Annotated in this window: 16 protein-coding genes and 1 pseudogene; 7 read left to right on the top strand and 10 right to left on the bottom strand. The window is 72.3% G+C overall.

Translation table 11 applies throughout. The annotated features are described in order from the left end of the window. The first annotated feature begins 65 nt into the window (after positions 1 to 65). The 4 genes and pseudogenes from ACLBX8_RS26955 (at position 66) to ACLBX8_RS26940 (ending at position 7,646) form a co-directional block, all read left to right on the top strand. Positions 66 to 486: pseudogene (locus tag ACLBX8_RS26955) on the top strand (Kdo hydroxylase family protein). 16 nt (positions 487 to 502) lie between these two features. After that, a complete protein-coding gene (locus tag ACLBX8_RS26950; protein ID WP_010685588.1) occupies positions 503 to 802 on the top strand; it encodes an antibiotic biosynthesis monooxygenase family protein in 300 nt (99 codons plus the stop codon). 126 nt (positions 803 to 928) lie between these two features. After that, entirely contained in the window at positions 929 to 6,235 is a 5,307-nt protein-coding gene (locus ACLBX8_RS26945; protein WP_447716103.1) for an alpha-2-macroglobulin family protein, read from the top strand. Positions 6,236 to 6,521: 286 nt separating this feature from the next. Next, on the top strand, positions 6,522 to 7,646 hold the full coding sequence (locus tag ACLBX8_RS26940) for a mechanosensitive ion channel family protein (RefSeq protein ID WP_447716102.1): 1,125 nt from the start codon (positions 6,522 to 6,524) through the stop codon (positions 7,644 to 7,646). A 103-nt stretch (positions 7,647 to 7,749) separates the two neighbouring features. Here ACLBX8_RS26940 and rlmN read toward each other — a convergent pair whose 3' ends face one another. After that, positions 7,750 to 9,024: a 23S rRNA (adenine(2503)-C(2))-methyltransferase RlmN gene (gene rlmN / locus ACLBX8_RS26935; protein WP_447716101.1), complete on the bottom strand. Its 1,275-nt coding sequence runs from the start codon at positions 9,022 to 9,024 to the stop codon at positions 7,750 to 7,752. 98 nt (positions 9,025 to 9,122) lie between these two features. Here rlmN and ACLBX8_RS26930 point away from each other — a divergent pair, with 98 nt between their 5' ends. Next, entirely contained in the window at positions 9,123 to 9,779 is a 657-nt protein-coding gene (locus ACLBX8_RS26930; protein ID WP_447716100.1) for a class I SAM-dependent methyltransferase, read from the top strand. A gap of 156 nt (positions 9,780 to 9,935) precedes the next feature. Here the strand turns inward: ACLBX8_RS26930 and grxD are convergent, their stop codons facing one another. The 5 genes from grxD to recQ all read right to left on the bottom strand — a co-directional run bounded on the left by grxD (position 9,936) and on the right by recQ (position 15,316). Further along, positions 9,936 to 10,274 carry a Grx4 family monothiol glutaredoxin gene (gene grxD, locus ACLBX8_RS26925; RefSeq protein WP_012318124.1) on the bottom strand — a complete coding sequence of 113 codons (339 nt, stop codon included), beginning with the start codon at positions 10,272 to 10,274 and terminating at the stop codon, positions 9,936 to 9,938. Between the two features lie 39 nt (positions 10,275 to 10,313). Continuing rightward, positions 10,314 to 10,808 carry a DUF29 domain-containing protein gene (locus ACLBX8_RS26920; RefSeq protein ID WP_447716099.1) on the bottom strand — a complete coding sequence of 165 codons (495 nt, stop codon included), beginning with the start codon at positions 10,806 to 10,808 and terminating at the stop codon, positions 10,314 to 10,316. A 23-nt stretch (positions 10,809 to 10,831) separates the two neighbouring features. Next, the gene (locus ACLBX8_RS26915) at positions 10,832 to 11,068 is read right to left on the bottom strand and encodes a BolA family protein (protein ID WP_007568343.1); all 237 of its coding nucleotides are present in this window, start codon (positions 11,066 to 11,068) and stop codon (positions 10,832 to 10,834) included. Between the two features lie 26 nt (positions 11,069 to 11,094). Then, the gene (purL, locus tag ACLBX8_RS26910) at positions 11,095 to 13,320 is read right to left on the bottom strand and encodes a phosphoribosylformylglycinamidine synthase subunit PurL (protein WP_447700160.1); all 2,226 of its coding nucleotides are present in this window, start codon (positions 13,318 to 13,320) and stop codon (positions 11,095 to 11,097) included. A 154-nt stretch (positions 13,321 to 13,474) separates the two neighbouring features. Then, positions 13,475 to 15,316 carry a DNA helicase RecQ gene (gene recQ / locus ACLBX8_RS26905; protein ID WP_447716098.1) on the bottom strand — a complete coding sequence of 614 codons (1,842 nt, stop codon included), beginning with the start codon at positions 15,314 to 15,316 and terminating at the stop codon, positions 13,475 to 13,477. 82 nt (positions 15,317 to 15,398) lie between these two features. Between recQ and ACLBX8_RS26900 the strand changes: the two genes are divergently transcribed. Then, positions 15,399 to 15,626 carry a type II toxin-antitoxin system VapB family antitoxin gene (locus ACLBX8_RS26900; RefSeq protein ID WP_447682795.1) on the top strand — a complete coding sequence of 76 codons (228 nt, stop codon included), beginning with the start codon at positions 15,399 to 15,401 and terminating at the stop codon, positions 15,624 to 15,626. Continuing rightward, positions 15,626 to 16,027 carry a type II toxin-antitoxin system VapC family toxin gene (locus ACLBX8_RS26895; RefSeq protein ID WP_447716097.1) on the top strand — a complete coding sequence of 134 codons (402 nt, stop codon included), beginning with the start codon at positions 15,626 to 15,628 and terminating at the stop codon, positions 16,025 to 16,027. Before ACLBX8_RS26900 ends, ACLBX8_RS26895 begins: the two co-directional genes overlap by 1 nt. Positions 16,028 to 16,031: 4 nt before the next feature. Here the strand turns inward: ACLBX8_RS26895 and denD are convergent, their stop codons facing one another. From denD to ltnD, 4 genes are read right to left on the bottom strand one after another with little or no spacing between them, the layout of a single operon-like run. Then, entirely contained in the window at positions 16,032 to 17,009 is a 978-nt protein-coding gene (gene denD, locus ACLBX8_RS26890) for a D-erythronate dehydrogenase (RefSeq protein ID WP_447716096.1), read from the bottom strand. A 26-nt stretch (positions 17,010 to 17,035) separates the two neighbouring features. Continuing rightward, positions 17,036 to 18,310, bottom strand: coding sequence for a 3-oxo-tetronate kinase (otnK, locus tag ACLBX8_RS26885; protein ID WP_447716095.1), 1,275 nt, complete (start codon positions 18,308 to 18,310; stop codon positions 17,036 to 17,038). Further along, entirely contained in the window at positions 18,307 to 19,089 is a 783-nt protein-coding gene (gene otnI / locus ACLBX8_RS26880) for a 2-oxo-tetronate isomerase (RefSeq protein ID WP_447716094.1), read from the bottom strand. Before otnI ends, otnK begins: the two co-directional genes overlap by 4 nt. Positions 19,090 to 19,101: 12 nt before the next feature. Beyond that, entirely contained in the window at positions 19,102 to 20,010 is a 909-nt protein-coding gene (gene ltnD / locus ACLBX8_RS26875; protein WP_447716093.1) for an L-threonate dehydrogenase, read from the bottom strand.

The following is a 20,010-nucleotide window of genomic DNA, read 5'->3' as shown; positions in this document are numbered from 1 at the left end:
CCTGGCCTCCCCCCGGCGGCTCCGCTAGAGGGAGCCGGACCGTGACGGCCGCGGGCGCGCAGACGATGATCACCCCGATCCGCAGACTTGTCCCCGGCGAGGCGTCCGGCTCCCGGGCGCGGGGGCTGGGGGCCGCGGCGGTGCTGCTGTTCCCCGATCTGCCCTTCCCGTTCAGCGCGTTCGAGCGCCGGTTCACCGAGCGGCCCTTCGCGGACGGCAGGGCCGAGAACGTCAGCATCCGCGGCGAGGCGGCCGAGCTGCGCGGCGCGGCCGGCACGCCGGAGGTGCAGGAGTCCCTGCGCCGGCTGCTGATCCGCGTCCGCGCCTTCACCCGGGACCCTCTCGGACCTCGTGATGCACGGGGCCATGCGCGGCCGCTACATGCCGGAGCAGACCGCCTACCTGCCGGTCGCCGCAAAGGCCGACCCCACCTTAAGCCCGCAGCGCATCCTCGCGGCCAAGCTCGGCCGCGCCCTTCGCACCTGAGACAGGAACCGCACCGATGATCCTCGAAATCGCGCAGATCGAGATCAAGCCCGGCCTCGAGGCCGAGTTCGAGAAGGGCATCACCGAGGCCTCGGCGATCTTCAAGCAGGCCAAGGGCTGCCGGCACTTCGAGGTTCGGCGCTCGATCGAGCATCCGCAGCGCTACCGCCTGCTGATCCACTGGGACACGCTGGAGGCCCACACCAAGGACTTCACCGGCTCGCAGCCCTGGCAGGATTACCGCGCCCTGGTCTCCCACTGCTTCGCCGGCCCCGTCGCCGTCGAGCACGCCGAGCAGGTGCTGAAGGCGTTCTGAGCCTCGGCGCGAGGCCGGGCGGGGCCTACAGCGATCCGAAGCGTTGCGAGCCCGACCGCCGGTGCTAGGCTCCGGCGCGACGGGACCCGGGACGAATCATCGGGATTGCGGGTGGGGAACAGGCTGATGGCGCGGCTCGGACGGCTCGCGGGTGCCCTGGCGCTCCTCGGAGGAATCGCCAGCAATCCGGCCCTCGCCCAAACCTCGCCAGCCCTGTCCCCACCTGCGGCCCGCACCGCGCCCCGCCCGCCGACGGCCGTCGCCGCGCCGTTCGCCAGGACCTTCGTCCGGGCCGACCTCGCCAGCGCGGCGGTCCGCCTGGAGACCGCGCTGAAGGCGGAGGCCGGGGGCCCGCTGCGGCCCGCCGGCCAGTCCCGCGCGGCCGGGCTGGCCCTGCTCGCCGCCGACAAGCCCGACAAGGCGCTGGCGCCTTTGACCGCCGCGGTGGCGGCCGATCCCGCCGACGCGCGCAACTGGCAGGCCTATGCCCGGGGGACCGCGGCGGCCCTGGGTGCCCTCGAGGACAACGACTACCAGGGCCGGTCGCGCCTGCGCGGGCGGGTGACGGCCGCCGCCTACCGCGCCTACGAGCGCGCCGGCACGGCGGCCGACGCCGCGGCCGCGCTGGCGGCGCTCGCCGCCGCCGAGGCCGAGCAGGGATCCTGGCGCCCGGCGCTCGACGCCTACGCGGCGAGCCTCGCGCTGGCCGAGACCGGTTCGGTCCGGGAGACCTACGAGACCCTGCGGGCGCAGCACGGCTTCCGAATCCTCGACTACAAGGTCGATTCCGACGCGGCCGCTCCCCGGGCGTGCTTCACCTTCTCGGAGGCGATCCGCCCGAAGACCGACTACGCCCCCTTCGTGGCCGTCTCCGGCAGCAGCGCGGCCGCCGTGACCGGGGAGGGCTCCCAGGTCTGCGTCGACGGGCTCAAGCACGGCGGCCGCTACGCCATCGTGGTCCGCCAGGGCCTGCCCTCGGCGGTGGGCGAGAGCCTGCTCAAGGCCGCCGATTACGAGATCTACGTCCGCGACCGCGCCCCGCAGGTGCGCTTCACCGGGCGCAACTACGTCCTGCCGCGGACGGGCCAAGCGGGCGTGCCCCTGGTCTCGGTGAACGCGCCGAAGCTCGACGTCGAGGTTCTGCGGATCGGCGATCGCGGCCTGCTGCCGACCCTGCGGTCGGAGGACTTCCTGGGCCAGCTCAGCGGGTCCACCGCCCGGACGATCGCGTCCGAGAAGGGTCAGCGCGTCTGGAAGGGCACCCTCGACACCGCCAAGGCCGAGCTGAATCAGGAGGCCGTCACCGCCTTCCCGGTCCTCCAGGCCGTGGGCAAGCTCGAGCCCGGCCTCTACGTGATGCTGGCCCGCCCCTCCGGCACGGCCGCCGCCGACGAAGAGTACGACACCCAGGCGACCCAGTGGTTCGTGGTCTCCGACCTGGGGCTCACCGCCACCAAGGGCCGGGACGGGGTCACCGTGGTCCTGCGCTCGCTCGCCTCCGCGCAGGTGATGCCGGGCGCCGAGATCCGGCTGGTCGCCCGCAACAACGAGGTGCTGGGCACCCGGACCACGGACGCGCAGGGCCACGTCGCCTTCGATCCCGGGCTCGCCCGCGGGGAGGGCGGTCTGGCGCCGAGCCTCGTGGTCGCCCAGGCGGGCGGCGATTACGGCTTCCTCGACCTCAACCTCGGCGCCTTCGACCTCACCGACCGCGGCGTGAAGGGACGGCCCGAGACCGGCGGCCTCGACGCCTACCTGTTTCCGGAGCGCGGGGTCTACCGCACGGGCGAGACCGTCCAGCTCACCGCCCTGCTGCGCGACCCCCGCGGCGCCGCCGTGCCGGACCTGCCGCTGACCCTGGTGGTCAAGCGGCCGGACGGCGTCGAGTACCGGCGCGTCTCGGTGCCCGACCAGGGGCTCGGCGGCCGGGCCCTGCCGCTGCCGCTCCTGTCGGGGGCGATGCACGGCACGTGGCGGGTCTCCGCCTACACGGACCCGAAGGCGCCCGCGATCGGCGAGACCAGCTTCCTCGTGGAGGATTACGTCCCCGAGCGGCTGGAGGTGACCCTCAAGGCCCGGCAGGCGGCCCTGAACCGGGGCGAGGCCGCGCAGGTCGACGTCGCCGCCCGCTACCTCTACGGCGCCCCGGGCTCCGATCTCGACGTGTCGGGCAGCGTGACCGTGCAGGCGGCGGCCACCAGCGGCATCAAGGGGCTGGAGACTTATTCCATCGGTCTCGACGACGAGGCCGTGGAGCCGACGACCCAGGAGTTGCAGGACCACGCCACCACGAACGCGCAGGGCGCCGCCACCGTCACGGTGCCGGTGCCCCAGGTCGCGGCGCCGCGGGCGCTGGAGGCGAAGATCACGCTGGCGGTCGGAGAGCCCGGCGGCCGGGCGCTGTCGCGCAGCCTGACCCTGCCGATCCTCCCGGCGAGCCCGGTCCTCGCCCTGCGCAAGGGCTTCACCGACCTCAAGGAGGGCGGAATCGCGAGCTTCGACGCGGTGTTCGCGCGCCCCGACGGGGCGCTCGTTGCCCGGCCGGGCGTGAGCTGGACCCTGTCGCGGATCGACTCCTCCTACCAGTGGTACCGGGCGGACGGGCGCTGGTCGTTCGAGGCGGTCAAGTCCGCCCGGCGCGTCGCCAGCGGCACCGTCGACCTCACGGCCGCCGGCCCGAGCCGGATCGAGGCGCCGGTCGGCCTCGGCCGCTACCGGCTGGAGGTCTCGACCGCGGGCGCCCCGGAGGCGGGTGCGAGCCTCGGCTTCGAGGTGGGCTGGGGCGGCTCCGAGACCGCGGAGGCGCCCGACCTGCTCGACCTGACCCTCGATAAGGCCGCTTACGCGGCCGGCGACACGCTGCGGGCCAAGCTCAGCCCGAAGTTCAAGGGTCAGGCCAGCCTGATGGTTGTCAGCGACCGCGTGCACCAGACCCTGGAAGTCAGCGTGCCGGAGGGCGGCACCACGGTCAGCATTCCGGTGAAGGCCGAGTGGGGCGCCGGCGCCTACCTGGTGGCCACCGCCTACCGGTCCCTCGACCAAGCGGTCAAGCGCCTGCCCGGCCGGGCGCTGGGTCTGGCGTGGTTCTCGGTGGACCGGGAGCGTCGCAGCCTCGGGGTCGCCCTGAAGGCGCCGGAGCGGGCGCGCCCGCGCCAGGACCTGACCCTGCCGGTCCAACTCACCGGGCTGAAGGCCGGCGAGCCGGCGCGGATCACCGTGGCGCTGGTCGATGTCGGCATCCTCAACCTGACCCGCTACGCGTCGCCGGACCCGACCCAGTACTTCCTCGGCCAGCGGGCGCTCGGGCCGGAGGTCCGCGACCTCTACGGCTACCTGATCGACGGCATGCAGGGCTCGGCCGGGGCGATCCGCTCCGGCGGCGACGCGGGCGGCGGCGAGCTCGCCGATTCCCCGCCGACCCAGGCGCCGCTGGCGCTCTATTCCGGCGTCGTGACCGTGGGGCCGGACGGCGCGGCCAGCGTCACCTTCCCGATCCCGGCCTTCAACGGCACCGGCCGCGTCATGGTCACAGCCTGGAGCGGCGACCGTGTCGGGCAGGCGCAGGCCGACGTGATCATCCGCGACCCGGTCGTGCTCAGCGCCACCCTGCCGCGCTTCCTCGACACCGGCGACCGATCGCGCCTGTTCGTGGCCCTCGACAACGTCGAGGGGCAGGCGGGCGAGTACACGGTCGACCTGAGCCCGACCGGCCCGGTCGTGGTCGGCGCCAGCGCGCTGCGCCAGACGCTGCGGCTGGAGGCCGGCGCGAAGGGCCAGTTCGCGATCCCCCTCACCGCCGCCGGACCCGGCACGGCCCGGCTCGACCTCGCCCTGTCGGGGCCCGGCCTCCCGGCCGCCCTCAACCAGAGCTTCGCCCTCGGGATCTCGCCGGGGACGGGCGCCCTGCTGCGCCGCTCGGTGCGCAGCCTCGCCCCGGGGGCGAACCTGACGCTGACCTCGGACCTCCTCGCCGACCTGCAGCCGGGCACCGGCAGCGTCTCGCTCTCGGCCACGGCCCTGCCGGGGGTCGACGTGGCGGCCCTGCTCCGGGCGCTCGACCGCTACCCCTACGGCTGCTCCGAGCAGGTAGTGAGCCGGGCGATGCCGCTGCTCTACGTCAACAAGCTTGCGGCGCTGGAGAAGCTCGCCCTCGACAACGGCGCCGACGAAAGGGTGCGCGAGTCGATCGAGCGCCTGCTCGCCCGCCAGGATTCGAGCGGGGATTTCGGCCTGTGGTCGGCGCAGGGGTCGAGCGACCTCTGGCTCGACGCCTACGTGACCGACTTCCTGACCCGCGCCCGCGAGCGCGGATTCGCGGTGCCGCAGAAGGCCTTCGTCCAGGCCCTCGACTACCTGCGCAACGCGGTGGCCAACGCCACCGAGGTACGCAACGGCGGCGCCGACCTCGCCTACGCGGCGTACGTGCTCGCCCGGAACGGGCGGCCGGTGATGGGCGACCTGCGCTACCTTGCCGACACCAAGATCGGCGACTTCTCCTCTGCCCTCGGGCGCGCGCAGCTCGCCGCCGCCCTGGCGCTGCTCGGCGACCGCGGCCGGGCCGCCAAGACCATGGAATCGGCGCTCACGGTCCTGCGCGCCGAGCGCGACAAGGGTGTCTACCGCGCCGATTACGGCTCCCGCCTGCGCGACGGGGCCGGGCTCATCACCCTGGCCGCCGAGAGCGGGCTGGCGCAGGGGGCGCTGGGCCCCGCGGCTTCCGCGCTCGGCGAGGAGCAGCAATCCGAGCGTGCGACGAGCACGCAGGAGAATGCTTGGCTGGTGCTCGCCGCCGAGAGCCTGTCGAACGAGGCGGGCGCCCTCTCATTCACCCTGGACGGCGCCCCGCAGACCGGCCTGCTGGCCCGGGTCTATCGGGAGGCGGCCCTGGCCGACCGGGGCGTTCAGCTCACCAATACCGGCCGCGCGCCTGTGCAGGTGGCCGTGACCGTCAACGGCAGCCCCCTGGTGCCGGAGCCGGCGGCGCAGCAGGGCTACACGATCGAGCGCAGCTTCCGCCGCCTCGACGGCAGCGTCGTCGATCCGGCGAGCGGCCTGCGCCAGAACGACCGGCTGGTGGTGGTGCTCAAGGTCACCGAGGCCAAGGCGGAGGCGGCGCGGCTCCTGCTGGTCGATCCGCTGCCGGCGGGGCTGGAGATCGACAATCCGAAGCTCCTCGACGCCGACGCGCTCCAGGGGCTCGCCTTCGCCAAGTCCGACGTGCAGCCGGTCCACACCGAGTTCCGGGACGACCGCTTCGTGGCGGCCTACGACCGCGACCCGAGCCAGTCGGCCTTCTTCACCGTGGCCTACACGGTGCGGGCGGTCTCGCCCGGGACCTACGTCCATCCGGGCGCCACCGTGGAGGACATGTACCGGCCGGCGCGGTTCGGCCGGACCGCCTCGGGCAGCGTGACGGTCGGGGCGGCCAAGTAGGGCGGCGTTCGGACGCTTCGATCGGTGCTCCCGCCCGTCATCGCGAGCGGAGCGAAGCGACCCAGGGTAGCGCGCCATCGGTGAGCGTGGCGCTACCCTGGATTGCTTCGCTGCGCTCGCAAGGACGGTGGTGCGGAGGCCGTCGTCCGGATCCGACTAGGACGTCACGGAGCAACCCGCCGAGCCGGGTCGCCGCGTTGCGGCAGGCACATGGTGCGCTGCGGAACCGCCGCGAGCGCCCACCCATTCCTCCAAGTCCCGTTCGGAACCCGTGGAGCGATGCCCGATGCCGGACCTCGACGCGCTCGCCGGCTCCGCAGCCCGCGCGCTGGCCTACCTGCCGTGGTGGGCCGAGAGCCTGATCCTCATCGTCGCCTGCTGCGCCGTGGTGATGCCCCTGCACGGGGTGGTCTACCGGGCGATGAAGCGAGCGGTCGCGGGCAAGAGCCTGTTCTGGCGCTCGCTGGTGTCGCGTACCCGCGGGCCGAGCCGCCTCGGTCTGATCGTGGTGGCGATCAGCCTCGCCTCGACCACCGTGCACCTGTCCTGGGAGGTGCGGATCGCCCTCAACCAGATCCTGCTGGTGGCCTTCGTGACGCTGACCGGCTGGTGCTGCGCCACCGCGCTCCACATCGCCACGGTGATCTACCTGCGGCGGTTCAAGCTCGACGCCGAGGACAACCTCCTGGCGCGCAAGCACTTTACGCAGATGCGCATCCTGGAGCGGGCCGGCGTGACGCTGGTGGCGCTCGTCACCCTGTCGGTGGCGCTGATGACCTTCGAGCCGGTGCGCCAGTACGGCGTCAGCCTGCTCGCCTCGGCGGGCGCGGCGGGCCTCGTCCTCGGGCTGGCCATGCAGCCGGTCCTGTCGAACCTCGTGGCCGGTATCCAGATCGCCATCACGCAGCCGATCCGGATCGAGGACGCGATCATCGTCGAGAACGAGTGGGGCTGGGTCGAGGAGATCACCGCGACCTACGTGGTGGTCCGCCTCTGGGACTGGCGCCGGCTGGTCCTGCCCCTGACCTACTTCATCCAGAAGCCGTTCCAGAACTGGACCCGCGACGGCGCCTCGCTGATCGGCAGCGTGTTCGTCTACGTCGACCACCGGGCGCCGGTCGCGGCGATGCGCGAGAAGCTCGCCGAGATCGCCGGGGCCACGCCCCTGTGGGACGGCAAGGTGGTGAACCTCCAGGTCTCGGACGCGAAGGAAGCGACGATCGAGATCCGAATGCTGGTGAGCGCCCGCAACGCGCCCCAGGCCTGGGACCTGCGCTGCGTGGTCCGCGAGGCGATGATCACGTGGCTCCAGGCCGAGCACCCGGAGGCCCTGCCGCGGCACCGCACGGAATGGGTCAGGGCCGCGGAGATGCCGCTTCGCCGTGCGGAGGAGCGGCGGTTTGCGGCGTGAGCCACCTCGTCATCGCGAGCGCAGCGAAGCGGCCCAGGGCTGCGCGCCATCTGTGCGCGTGGCGCTACTCTGGATTGCTTCGCTGCGCTCACAAGGACGGGTGTCAGTCGTCGGCGCCGGCGTAAAAACTCTCCACGCCGATGCCCTCTTCCTGCATCAGCCGGGCGCGGGCGCGCAGCTTCTCGGTCTCGCTCTTGAGCTGGCCGCAGGCCGCCAGGATGTCCCGGCCCCGGGGCGTGCGCACCGGCGAGGCGTAGCCGGCGTTGAACACGATCTCGGAGAAGCGCTCGATCCGGTCCCAGTCCGAGCACTCGTAGCGGCTGCCCGGCCAGGGGTTGAACGGGATCAGGTTGATCTTGGCCGGTATGCCCTTGAGCAGGCGCACCAGTTCCCGCGCGTCCGCGTCCGAATCGTTGACGCCCTTCAGCATCACGTACTCGAAGGTGATCCGGCGGGCGTTGCTCAGGCCCGGATAGGCCCGGCAGGCCGCGAGCAGCTCGGCGATCGGGTATTTCCGGTTGAGCGGCACCAACTCGTCGCGCAGGTCGTCGCGCACGGCGTGCAGCGAGATCGCCAGCATGGCGTTGGCCTGCTCGCCGAGCCGCGGGATCTGCGGCACGACCCCCGAGGTCGAGACCGTGATCCGGCGGCGTGAGAGGCCGAGGCCCTCCTGATCCGACATCACCCCGACCGCGTCGACCACGGCGTCGAGGTTGTAGAGGGGCTCGCCCATGCCCATGAACACGATGTTGGTCACGAGCCGGCCGACCTCGCCGGAGCCGCCGGCGTCGCGGCTCGGCATCTGGCCGGGCCAGTCGCCGAGCTCGTCCCGGGCGGTGACGAGCTGCTGCACGATCTCGGCCGCCGAGAGGTTGCGCACGAGGCGCTGCGTGCCGGTGTGGCAGAACGAGCAGGTCAGCGTGCAGCCGACCTGGGAGGACACGCACAGCGTGCCGCGGTCGGACCCCGGAATGTAGACGCACTCGATCTCGGCGCCGCGATTGTGCTCCTGCCGGTTGGTCGGCGCCATGCGCAGCAGCCACTTGCGGGTGCCGTCGCGCGAGACCTGCCGGCTCGCCACCTCCGGCCGCTCCAGGGTGAAGTGCTCGGCGAGCTGCGCCTTCAGCGCCTTGCCGACATTGGTCATCTCGGCGAAGTCGGACGCCCCGCGGAAATTGACCCAGTGCCAGACCTGGCCGGCGCGCATCCGGCTCTCGCGCTCGGGCACGCCCATGCCGACGAGCTGCGCCTTGAGGGCGTCGCGGGTCAGGCCGACCAGCGAGGGGCGGCGGCCGGGCAGCGCCTCGGGGAGGAGATCCGGCGCCTTCTCGATCGCGGCATCGGCCGCGCGGGCGCTGTCGAGCGACGGCGTCGCCATGGCGTTCAAACGATCCATACGTTGGAAAGGGTCTGATATACGCGATCGCGGCGGCGAAGGCGAATGCGCGCCGCCCACAGGGGGCCTGACGGAGAGCCATGGCGACCGACACCCGAGCCGGGCAGGCGATCTACAATCCGCGGACGCTACAGATCTACGACCTCGTGGTGCTGCGCCTGTCGAACCCCCTGATCTGGCGCTGCCCCACGGCGCGGATCCTGGATCTCTACGACCGGCACGCGGGCCTCGCGCATCTCGACGTCGGGGTCGGGACCGGCTGGTACCTCGACCGATGCCGGTTCCCGGCGCCCGCGCCGCGGGTCGGCCTGATGGACCTCAACGCCGACAGCCTCGCCTTCGCGGCCGACCGGATCGCGCGCTACCGGCCCGAGACCTACCGGGTCGACGTTCTCGGCGCGCCGGCCAGCGGCATCGCGCCGTTCGACTCGATCGGGATGACCTACCTGCTGCACTGCCTGCCGGGCGACATCGCCGCGAAGGCGAGGGCCTTCGACACGGTGCGACCGTGCTTGGCCGATGACGGCGTGGTGTTCGGTGCCACGATCCTCGCGGGCGGCGTCCCGACCACGGGCGCGGCGCGGGCGCTGATGCGGATCTACAACCGCAAGGGGGTGTTCTCGAACGCCGCCGACACGCTGCCGGACCTGCGCGCGGCGCTGGAGCAGCGGTTCCGGTCGGTCGAGATCACGGTCGTCGGCTGCGTGGCGCTGTTCGTCGCGCGGGAGCCGCGCTGATCCATTCGCCGTCTTTGCGAGCGGAGCGAAGCAATCCAGCGGCGCCACGCCCGCCGAGCTCGCGCTGCCCTGGATTGCTTCGCTCCGCTCGCAAAGACGGGCACGAAAAAGGGCGCCCGCGGGCGCCCTCATCCAATGTGCCGAGTCTCAAAAGAGTCAGGCGGCGGCGGTCTTCACCGGCACGCCCTTCTCGGACAGGAAAGTCTGCAGCTCGCCCGACTGGAACATCTCGCGAGTGATGTCGCAGCCGCCGACGAACTCGCCCTTCACGTAGATCTGCGGGATGGTCGGCCAGTTCGAGAAGGCCTTGATGCCCTCCCGGATCTCCTGATCGGCCAGGACATTCACGCCCTTGAACGGCACGCCGAGGTAGTTGAGGATCTGCACCACCTGCCCCGAGAAGCCGCATTGCGGCATCTGCGGCGTGCCCTTCATGAACACCACCACGTCCTGGGAGGCGATCTCGTTCTGGATGGTCGTGTTGACGTCGGTCATCGCTCTGTCCTTGTTCGTCGGTCGTATGTGAGGTCTGAGTCAGCGGCGCGCAACCGAAGCGGCGATCGTACGAAGTGCGCGCTCGATATCGAAAGTCTCGGTCAGCAGATCCTCAGGACGGATCGGGCAGGCTTCCGGCAGCCCCGGGAGCAGCGCGTTCCCATAGGCGCTAAGACCAGCCTCGGCAGCCGTGACGGCCGATTTCCAGATCCTGCTCCAGTTCAGCCTTTGCCGCATCGACGCTTCGTAGGCGTTCCAGGCGGTGATCTGGAAGGTCGCGACCTCCTCCCGCCAATGCAGGCTGGCCGGCGCGAGCGGGGCGGATGCGCGCTTGAGGAGGTGGGCGAGCGTCTGGATCAGCAGACCTTCGACGGCCCGCAGATGCGAACGCCCCACGCTCTCGATCTCCTCGGCAACGTTCTCCCAATCGACTGCGTTCGACAGCTCAGGCCGTTCGGCCAGCGCGCGCAGGGCCGCCGCCTGCTCCTCGGCCCAGGTCACGATGTCGTCGTCGTAGAGACCCGGTCGGTCCATCGGGAGCGCTCCCGCGAGAAGGCTCAATCCTGCGGGACGCCCGTGGTCAGCGCAAGGGCGTGGAGCACGCCGCCCATCCGGCCCTGGAGGGCGCCGTAGACCATCTGGTGCTGCGCCACCCGGGTCTTGCCCTTGAAGGCCGCCGACAGGACGGTGGCGGCGTAGTGGTCGCCGTCGCCCGCGAGGTCGCGGATCTCCACCTGCGCGTCCGGCAGGGCCTCGCGGATCATGCGCTCGATCTCGCCCGCATCCATCGGCATCGGGAAACTCCTCGTCAGAACGGGGCTCAGGCGGCCGGCGCGGCCGGCTGGCTCGCCATGTAGTCGGGCAGCCAGCCCTCGTGCGCCGCATTCAGGTCGGCGAGCGATATGGTCTCGCCGCCCGGCAGGGTCAAACGGTCGGAGCCGGCGACGCCGACCGAGGCCGCGGCCACGCCCTGGGCCGCGGCAGCCGCGAGGAGATCGGTGGCCGCCTCCGGCCGCACCGCCAGCAGGTAGCGGCCCTGGTCCTCGCCGAAGAGGTAGGCGTGGGCCGGCAGGTCCACCGGCACGTCGGAGAGCGCCGCGCCGATCCGGCCCGCCATGGCCATCTCGGAGAGCGCGACGGCGAGGCCGCCATCCGCGAGGTCGTGGACCGTGTCGACGGTACCGGCCTGGATCAGGCCGCGGACGAAGTCGCCGTTGCGGCGCTCCAGGGCGAGGTCGACGGGCGGCGGCGCCCCCTCCTCGCGACCCTCGATCACCGACAGGTAGGCCGACTGACCGAGCCAGCCCTCGCTGTCCCCGATCAGCACCAGCACGTCGCCTTCGCGCTTCAGGGCGATGGTCGCGTGGCGCGCCACGTCGTCCAGCACGCCGACGCCGCCGATGGTCGGGGTCGGCAGGATGCCGACGCCGTTGGTCTCGTTGTAGAGCGAGACGTTGCCCGACACGACCGGGAAGTCGAGCGCCCGACAGGCCTCGCCGATGCCCTGGAGGCAGCCGACGAGCTGGCCCATCACCTCGGGCTTCTCGGGGTTGCCGAAGTTCAGGTTGTCGGTGATGGCGAGCGGCTTGGCGCCGACCGCCGTGATGTTGCGCCACGCCTCGGCCACGGCCTGCCGGCCGCCCTCGACCGGGTCGGCCTCGCAGTAGCGCGGGGTCACGTCGCAGGTGAGCGCGAGGCCCTTCGGCCCGTCCTCGACCCGCACGATGGCGGCGTCGCCGCCGGGCTTCTGGACGGTGTTGCCGAGGATGAAGTGGTCGTACTGCTCGAAGACCCAGCGCTTCGAGGCGAGGTCGGGGGAGCCGACGAGGCGCTTCAGCGCGTCGGTGAGCGAGGCCGGGGCCGCCACATCGGCGGCCGCGATCACCGGCTGGTGCGTGTTGGCCAGATGCGGCCGGTCGTAGAGCGGGGCCTCGTCGCCGAGCTCCTTGATCGGCAGGTCGGCCACGATCTCACCGTGCCATTTGATCACGAAGCGCAGCGTGTCGGTGGTCCGGCCGATCACCGCGAAGTCGAGTCCCCACTTCACGAAGATGGCTTCGGCCTCGGCCTCCATGCCGGGCTTGAGCACCATGAGCATGCGCTCCTGGCTCTCCGAGAGCATCATCTCGTAGGGGGTCATGCCCTCCTCGCGGGCCGGCACCTTGTCGATGTCGAGCTCGACGCCAAGGTCGCCCTTGGCGCCCATCTCGACCGCGGAGCAGGTGAGGCCGGCCGCGCCCATGTCCTGGATGGCGATGACCGCGCCCGAGGCCATCAGCTCCAGGCAGGCCTCCAGCAGCAGCTTCTCGGCGAAGGGGTCGCCGACCTGCACGGTCGGGCGCTTCGACTCGGATTCCTCGTCGAACTCGGCCGACGCCATGGTGGCGCCGTGGATGCCGTCGCGGCCGGTCTTGGAGCCGAGATAGACGATCGGGTTCCCGACGCCGGCGGCGGCCGCGTAGAAGATCCCGTCGGTGCGGGCGAGGCCAACCGCCATGGCGTTGACAAGGATGTTGCCGTCGTAGCGCTTGTGGAAGCCGGTCAGGCCGCCGACCGTCGGCACGCCGAAGGAGTTGCCGTAGCCGCCGACGCCCGCGACCACGCCCGAGACGAGGCTGCGGGTGCGCGGGTGGTCGGGGGAGCCGAAGCGCAGGGCGTTGAGCGCCGCGATCGGCCGCGCGCCCATGGTGAAGACGTCGCGCAGGATGCCGCCGACCCCGGTCGCCGCGCCCTGGTAGGGCTCGATGTAGCTCGGGTGGTTGTGGCTCTCCATCTTGAAGACGCAGGCGTGGCCGTCGCCGATGTCGATGACGCCCGCGTTCTCGCCCGGTCCCTGGATCACCCACGGCGCCGAGGTCGGCAGCCCGCGCAGATGCTTGCGGGAGGACTTGTAGGAACAGTGCTCGTTCCACATGGCCGAGACGATACCGAGCTCGGTCAGCGTCGGGTCGCGCCCGATCAGGCCGCGGAAGCGCTCGTACTCGTCCGGCGTCAGGCCGTGCTGGGCCACGAGCTCGGGGGTGATCGGAACGTCGTTGCGGAACATGGGCGGTCTCGACGAGGGCGGTCCGGGAGCCCCGGCAGGGCCCTCGACCCGATGCGCGACCCGAACCGGGCCGCGCGCGGCGACGGTGACGGATTAGTGCGTTCCGCCACCGCGTTGCAATACGCCGGCCCTGCTGGCCGTGTATGGGTGCCGGTCACGCGGCCGGCGGATGGGCCAGAAAATCGGCGATCGCGGCCACGAACCTGTCGCCGTAGGCCTCGCGCTTGCGCTCGCCGACCCCGTGGACGGTGCGCAGCGCCCAGAGATCGACGGGCTTCTGGCGGGCCATCTCGATGAGGGTCCGGTCCGGGAAGACCATGAAGGCCGCGATGCCCTCGGCCCGGGCGAGCGTGGCGCGCAGGCCGCGCAGGTGCTGGAACAGCGCCTCGTCGGTCTCCGAGAGGGCGATCTCGCCGTCCTCGCGGGCGGCGGCCCGGCGGCGCTCGCGGGATTCGGCCTTCGGCTCCGGATCGGGGCGGAGTTGGACCGGCTCCCGGCCGAACAGGATCGCCTCGCCCTTCTCGGTCATGGACAGGCCGCCGTAGCCGTCGGCGTTCTCGGCGATCGCCCCGGCGGCGAAGAGCTGGCGCAGGATCGCCCGCCACGCCGCCACCGGCTTGTCCGCCCCGACCCCGAAGGTCTTGAGGCTCGCGTGGCCGTTGCGGCGGATCTGGTCGCTTTCCTTCCCGTGGACCACGTCGCAGATATAGGCCGCGCCGAAGCGCTGGCCGGTGCGCACGATCGCCGAGAGGATCTTCTGGGCCGGGACGGTCCCGTCCACGAGGGTGACGCCGCCGCGGCACAGGTCGCAGCGGCCGCAGGCACCGCTCGACTCGCCGAAATAGGCGAGCAGCGACTGGCGGCGGCAGGTGGCGCCCTCGCACAGGGTGATCATCGCCTCGAGCTTGCGCCGCTCGACCCGGCGGCGGTCGTCGGAGATCTCCTTCTCGTCGATCTGGCGGCGCCGGAGCGCCATGTCGTCGAGGCCGTAGAGAGTCAGCGTGTCGGCGGGCAGCCCGTCGCGACCGGCGCGGCCGATCTCCTGATAGTAGCCCTCGACGTTGTTGGGCATGTCGGCGTGGCAGACGAAGCGCACGTCCGGCTTGTTGATACCCATGCCGAAGGCGACGGTGGCGGTCATCACCACCCCGTCCTCCTGCAGGAACCGGTCCTGGTTCGCCATCCGCGTCGCTTGGTCGAGGCCGGCATGGTAGGGCAGGGCGTCGAACCCGTCCTTCCGGAGGGTCTCGGCCAGCTGCTCGGTGCGCTTGCGCGACGAGCAGTAGATGATCCCGCTCTCCGATCGCCGGTGCTTCAGGAACCGCTCGATCTGCCGGGCCGGGTTGTCCTTGGGCTGGAAGGTCAGCCGGATGTTCGGCCGGTCGAAGGAGTGGACGAAGATCTTCGGGGGCCGGTCCTGCGGGAACAGGCGCTCGGCGATCTCGGCGCGGGTCGCGGCGTCGGCAGTGGCGGTGAGCGCCAGGGTCTGGACGTTGCCCAGCGCCGTCCGGGCGCGGGCGATCTCACGGTACTCCGGCCGGAAATCGTGCCCCCACTGCGAGACGCAGTGGGCCTCGTCGACGGCGAGACGCCGGACGCCGGCGCCGCGCAGGGCGTCCATGCAGCCGTCCATCAGCAGGCGCTCGGGGGAGACGAACAGCAGCCGCAGGTCGCCGGAGCGCAGGCTGCGCCAAGTCTCGCGGGACTCGGATTCCCCGACCGTCGAGTTCAGGGTCGCGGCGCGGATGCCGACGCTGCGCATCTGCTGGACCTGATCGTGCATCAGCGCGATCAGCGGCGAGACCACCACGGTGAGCCCCGGATCGACCAGCGCCGGGAGCTGGTAGGTCATCGACTTGCCCGAGCCCGTGGGCATCACGGCGAACACGTCGGTCCCGTCGAGCACCGCGCCGATCACCTCGTCCTGGCCGGGGCGGAAATCCTCGTAGCCGAACGTCTTCTTCAGCGCGGCGCGGGCCTCGTCGAGGCGGGTCATCGGGATCCTTGGTCGGGGTCTGGCCGCCCTTGCGGCAGGGGTGTGTAGACACTAGCCTCTCCGTGTCTACACGGGGGCCGCCATGCCGCTCAACATCCGCAGCGAAGAGGTGAATCAGCTGGCCGAGAAGCTGGCATCGCGGGCCGGCGTGAGCAAGACCGAGGCAGTGCGACTCGCGCTCTCGAACGAGCTGGCGCGACGCGTGCCCCTCGCGGAACGGCTGAAGCCCCTCCTCGACAGGATGGATGCCGTACCGCGCACGGGCCTCGAGGCCGACAAGGCATTCTACGACAGTCTGAACGACGAGTGATGTTCGTCGACGCCTCGGCTCTCGTCGCGATCCTGACCGCGGAGCCGGAACGCCCCGTCCTGCTGGACTGCCTCGACGGCGCGGTGACGCCGCTCACCTCGGGCCTCGCCATCTTCGAGGCGGTGATCGCGGTGGCTCGCAAGAAGGCGATGTCGGTCGCGGATGCCGAAGCGGAAGTCGTGGAGCTCATCCGCGTCGCCGGTCTGCGCATCGTTCCCATCGCCGAGGCCGTGAGCGCCCAGGCCGTCACGGCCCACGCCCGCTACGGCAAGGGCCGCCACCCGGCGCGCCTGAACCTCGGCGACTGCTTCGCCTACGCCTGCGCGCGGGTGCACGACGTGCCGCTGCTCTACGTCGGCGACGATTTCCCGCAGACCGACATCCGCTCCGCCCTCGCCTGAGGCTTCAGCCCCCGTGGAACTCGGCCACGTGCTGGGCCACGATCGCGTCGAAGGATTCATCCGCCCGGAAGCCCAGGGCCAGGGCGGCCTCCGGCTCGAACGCCTCCGGCCAGGAGCCGACGATCCGCGCGATGGTGGCGTCGGGTTCGTGCCGGATCAGCGCCACGGCCTTGTCGCCCGCCGCGCGGCGCAGAGCCTCGATCTCCTCCGCCACCGTCGCCGAGACGCCCGGCATGGTCAGGCTGATCCGCGGGCCGATCGCCGCGAGGTCGAGCCCGGCCGCGTGGGTGAGGAAGCCCACCGCCGCCGCCGGGCTGGCGAACCAGTGCCGGACCGTGTCGGGCACCGGCAGGATCGCCTCCTGGCCGGCGAGCGGCTCGCGGATGATCCCCGAGAAGAAGCCCGAGGCCGCCTTGTTGGGCTTGCCCGGCCGCACGCAGATCGTCGGCAGCCGCAGGCCGATCCCGTCGAGGAAGCCGCGGCGCGCGTAGTCGGCGAGCATCAGCTCGCCCATGGCCTTCTGGACCCCGTAGGAGGAGGCCGGGCGCAGGATGTGGTCGTCCGGGATGACCTTGGGGAAGGGCGGCCCGAACACCGCGAGCGAGGAGGTGAAGACCAGCTTCGGCCGGTAGCCGTCCGCCGCGCTGGCCGCCCGGATCGCGTCGAGGAGCAGGCGGGTGCCGTCGAGGTTGACCCGGTAGCCCAGCTCGAGGTTCGCCTCGGCCTCGCCGGAGACCACGGCAGCGAGGTGGAAGATGACCCCCGGCCGCTCGGCGATGGCGGCCTCGGCGGCGCCGGGCGCCGTGAGGTCGGCGGCCTCGGCCCGCACCGGGCCGGAAAAGCCCTCGGGCGCCGCGGGCGGCACCACGTCGAGGAGCGTGAGGGCGGTGAGCGGCTGCCCGCCGACCCGGCCATCCCTCACCAGGGCGTCCACGAGGCGGCGGCCGATCATGCCGGCGGCGCCGAGAATCAGGGCGTGCATGGAAAACCTCCCGTCGGGTTGTGGCGTCAGGCCATCATGTCGAGGGCGCGGCCAAAGAAGTCGGCGCCGCCGAAATTGCCGGATTTGAGGGCGAGCAGCATCGGCTCGGGCCGCCCCGCCGTGCGCAGCACCGGCACGCCCGCGGCGATCTCCGGCCCGAGCAGGAAGGCCGTGAGACCCAGCCGGTCGACCACCGCGCCGGAGGTCTCGCCGCCGGCGACGACGAGCCGGCGCACCCCGCGGGCGACGAGGCCCTCGGCGATCGCCGCCAGCGCCGCCTCGATGGCGTGGCCGGCCGCGTCGACGCCGTGGGCGGCCTGGAGCGCGCGCACCGCCTCGGGCGGGGCCGAGGTGGCGATCAGCACCGGGCCCGAGGCCAAGTGCTTGTCCGCGAAGGCCAGGGCCTCGGCGACCACGTCGTCGCCCGCGAGCAGCCGCGCCGGGTCGAGGCGCAGCACCGGCATGATCGCCTCCGCGCCGGCGACCTGCTGGAGGGTCGCCTGGGAGCAGCTGCCGGCGAGGCAGGCGGAGGCGCCGCCCACCGGCTCGCCCACGGCCGCGCCGGCGGCGTCCTGGGTTCCCCGCCCGTCGGCCGCGAGCGCCCGGGCGAGGCCGAGGCCGAGGCCGGACGCGCCCACCGAGAACTTGCGGCCGACGATCGCCCGGCCGAGCACCTCGAGGTCGCTGTCGAAGATCGCGTCCGCGATGGCGGCGCCCTTGCCCTCCTGCGCGAGGGCGTCGAGGCGGGCGGCCACGGCCTCCGCGCCCCTCGCCACCGTGGCGGTGTCGATCAGGCCGACGGGACTGCCGCTCTGGCGCCCGAGCACGCGCACGAGGTTGGCGTCGCGCATCGGGTTGAGCGGGTGGTCCTTGAGCGGGCTCTCGTTCAGCGGCACCGAACCGACGAACAGGTTGCCCTGGTAGACGCTCCGCCCCGTCTCGGGGAAAGCCGGGGTGACGAGGGCGACGGTCTCTCCGGCCTCGGCCCGCAGGGCGTCCATCACGGGACCGATATTGCCCGCATCGGTGGAGTCGAAGGTCGAGCAGACCTTGAACATCACGTGGGCCGCGCCCCGGGCCCGCAGCCAGGCTTCCGCCTCGCGGGAGCGCGCCACGGCCTGGTCGGCGGGGATCGAGCGGCTCTTGAGGGCCACCACCACCGCGTCGGCCTCCGGCAGCGACCGGCCGTCCTCAGGCACGCCGATGGTCTGGATCGTGCGCAGGCCCGCCTTGGTCAGCGTGTTGGCGAGGTCCGAGGCGCCCGTGTAGTCGTCGGCGACACATCCCAGCGCGAGGCTCATCGGGCGCTCCCCTTGTAGGCGGCGAGCCAGCCGAGGCCCGCGACGGTGTCGGCGGCCGGAATGTACTCGCAGCCGACGAAGCCGCGGTAGCCGAGCCGGTCCAGCTCGTCGAACAGGAAGAAGTCGGCCATCTCGCCGGTCCCGGGCTCATGCCGCTCGGGCACGCTCGCGGTCTGGACGTGGCCGATGAGCGGCATCAGGGCGCGCAGCCGCACGGTCACGTCGCCGTGCAGGATCTGGCAATGGTAGAGGTCGAACTGGAGCTTCAGGTTCGGCAGGGCGAGGTCGCGGATCAGGTCGGCCGCGCGGCCGAAATCGTTGAGGAAATAGCCCGGCATGTTGCGGCCGTTGATCGGCTCCAGGACGAGGTCGAGGCCGACCGGCGCCAGCCGCTCCGCCGTCCAGGTCACCGCCCGGCGGTAGGATTCGACCGCCCTGGGATCGTCCCAGGGGGCGAGGCCCGCCATGAGGTGGAGCCGGCCGACGCCGGTCGCCTCGGCGTAGCGGAGCGCCGTGTCGACCCCCGCCCTCAGCTCGTCGAGCCGCTCCGGGAAGGCCGCGATCCCGCGCTCGCCCTCGGCGAAGTCCCCCGGCGGCAGGTTGAACAGGGCCTGGGTCAGGCCGTTCGCCCGGAGCCGCGCGCCGATGTCGTCCGGCGCGTGCTCGTAGGGGAACAGGAACTCGACGGCGTCGAACCCGGCCCGGGCCGCGGCCTCGAACCGGTCGAGGAACGGCACCTCGTTGAACATGAGGCTCAGATTGGCGGCGAAACGCGGCATGGTTCTGTCCCCTCAAGCTTTCTCGGGCAGCTTCGCCCCCGAGACCTGGGCGTAGAGCCGCGCCACCGAGGCGTCGTCGTCCCGACCCATGCCGGCGCCCGACGCCATCAGGAACATCTGCAGGGCCGCCGCCGCCACCGGGACCGGGTACTTCTCGGCCCGGGCCATGTCCTGCACGATGCCGAGATCCTTGACGAAGATGTCGACCGCGCTCTTCGGGCTGTAGTCGGCGTCGAGGATGTGCGGCACCCGGTTCTCGAACATCCACGAATTGCCGGCCGACTTGGTGATCACCTCGTAGACGCGCCGGAGGTCGAGCCCCTGCTTGGCCGCGAAGGCCATCGCCTCCGAGGCGGCGGCGATGTGCACGCCCGCGAGCAGCTGGTTGATCATCTTGAAGGCCGCGCCCTGGCCGGCCGCGTCGCCGAGCTCGTAGAGCGTGCCCGCCATGGCATCGAGGGCGGCCCGCGCCTTCGCGAAGGCCGCCGCCGAGCCCGAGGCCAGGAAGGTGAGGCCGCCCTCCGCCGCGCGGGCGGCGCCGCCGCTCATCGGGGCGTCGAGGTAGTGGCGGCCGGTGGCCTCCAACCGCGCCGCCAGCGCCCGGGCGACGGCCGGATCCATGGTGGCGGAGGAGACGAACACCGCGCCCTCCGGCATCGCGGCGGCGGCGCCGTCCTCGCCGAACAGGACCGCCTCGGTCTGGGCGGCGTTGACCACCACGCTCACCACCACGTCGGCGTCCCGCGCCGCTTCGGCGGGGTTCGCGGCGCCCCGGCCGCCGGCGGTCGCGAAGCGCGCCACCGCCTCCGGGTTCACGTCGCAGGCGGAGACCGCGAAGCCTGCCCGCAGGAGCGAGCCGGCCATCCCGGAGCCCATGGAGCCCAGGCCGATCACCGCGGCGCGGGGTGTTGCGTTGGTCAT

Source organism: Methylobacterium sp. D48H (genome assembly GCF_053345715.1).
The sequence above is the reverse complement of the archived record's forward strand: the minus strand, read 5'-3'. Positions and strand labels throughout refer to the sequence as shown.

Bases quoted from the DNA above. Each gene is read 5' to 3' on its own strand.
- ACLBX8_RS26950 (WP_010685588.1), top strand. From the start codon at position 503: ATGATCCTCGAAATCGCGCAGATCGAGATCAAGCCCGGCCTCGAGGCC.
- ACLBX8_RS26945 (WP_447716103.1), top strand. From the start codon at position 929: ATGGCGCGGCTCGGACGGCTCGCGGGTGCCCTGGCGCTCCTCGGAGGA.
- ACLBX8_RS26940 (WP_447716102.1), top strand. From the start codon at position 6,522: ATGCCGGACCTCGACGCGCTCGCCGGCTCCGCAGCCCGCGCGCTGGCC.
- rlmN (WP_447716101.1), bottom strand. From the start codon at position 9,024: ATGGCGACGCCGTCGCTCGACAGCGCCCGCGCGGCCGATGCCGCGATC.
- ACLBX8_RS26930 (WP_447716100.1), top strand. From the start codon at position 9,123: ATGGCGACCGACACCCGAGCCGGGCAGGCGATCTACAATCCGCGGACG.
- grxD (WP_012318124.1), bottom strand. From the start codon at position 10,274: ATGACCGACGTCAACACGACCATCCAGAACGAGATCGCCTCCCAGGAC.
- ACLBX8_RS26920 (WP_447716099.1), bottom strand. From the start codon at position 10,808: ATGGACCGACCGGGTCTCTACGACGACGACATCGTGACCTGGGCCGAG.
- ACLBX8_RS26915 (WP_007568343.1), bottom strand. From the start codon at position 11,068: ATGCCGATGGATGCGGGCGAGATCGAGCGCATGATCCGCGAGGCCCTG.
- purL (WP_447700160.1), bottom strand. From the start codon at position 13,320: ATGTTCCGCAACGACGTTCCGATCACCCCCGAGCTCGTGGCCCAGCAC.
- recQ (WP_447716098.1), bottom strand. From the start codon at position 15,316: ATGACCCGCCTCGACGAGGCCCGCGCCGCGCTGAAGAAGACGTTCGGC.
- ACLBX8_RS26900 (WP_447682795.1), top strand. From the start codon at position 15,399: ATGCCGCTCAACATCCGCAGCGAAGAGGTGAATCAGCTGGCCGAGAAG.
- ACLBX8_RS26895 (WP_447716097.1), top strand. From the start codon at position 15,626: ATGTTCGTCGACGCCTCGGCTCTCGTCGCGATCCTGACCGCGGAGCCG.
- denD (WP_447716096.1), bottom strand. From the start codon at position 17,009: ATGCACGCCCTGATTCTCGGCGCCGCCGGCATGATCGGCCGCCGCCTC.
- otnK (WP_447716095.1), bottom strand. From the start codon at position 18,310: ATGAGCCTCGCGCTGGGATGTGTCGCCGACGACTACACGGGCGCCTCG.
- otnI (WP_447716094.1), bottom strand. From the start codon at position 19,089: ATGCCGCGTTTCGCCGCCAATCTGAGCCTCATGTTCAACGAGGTGCCG.
- ltnD (WP_447716093.1), bottom strand. From the start codon at position 20,010: ATGACCAACGCAACACCCCGCGCCGCGGTGATCGGCCTGGGCTCCATG.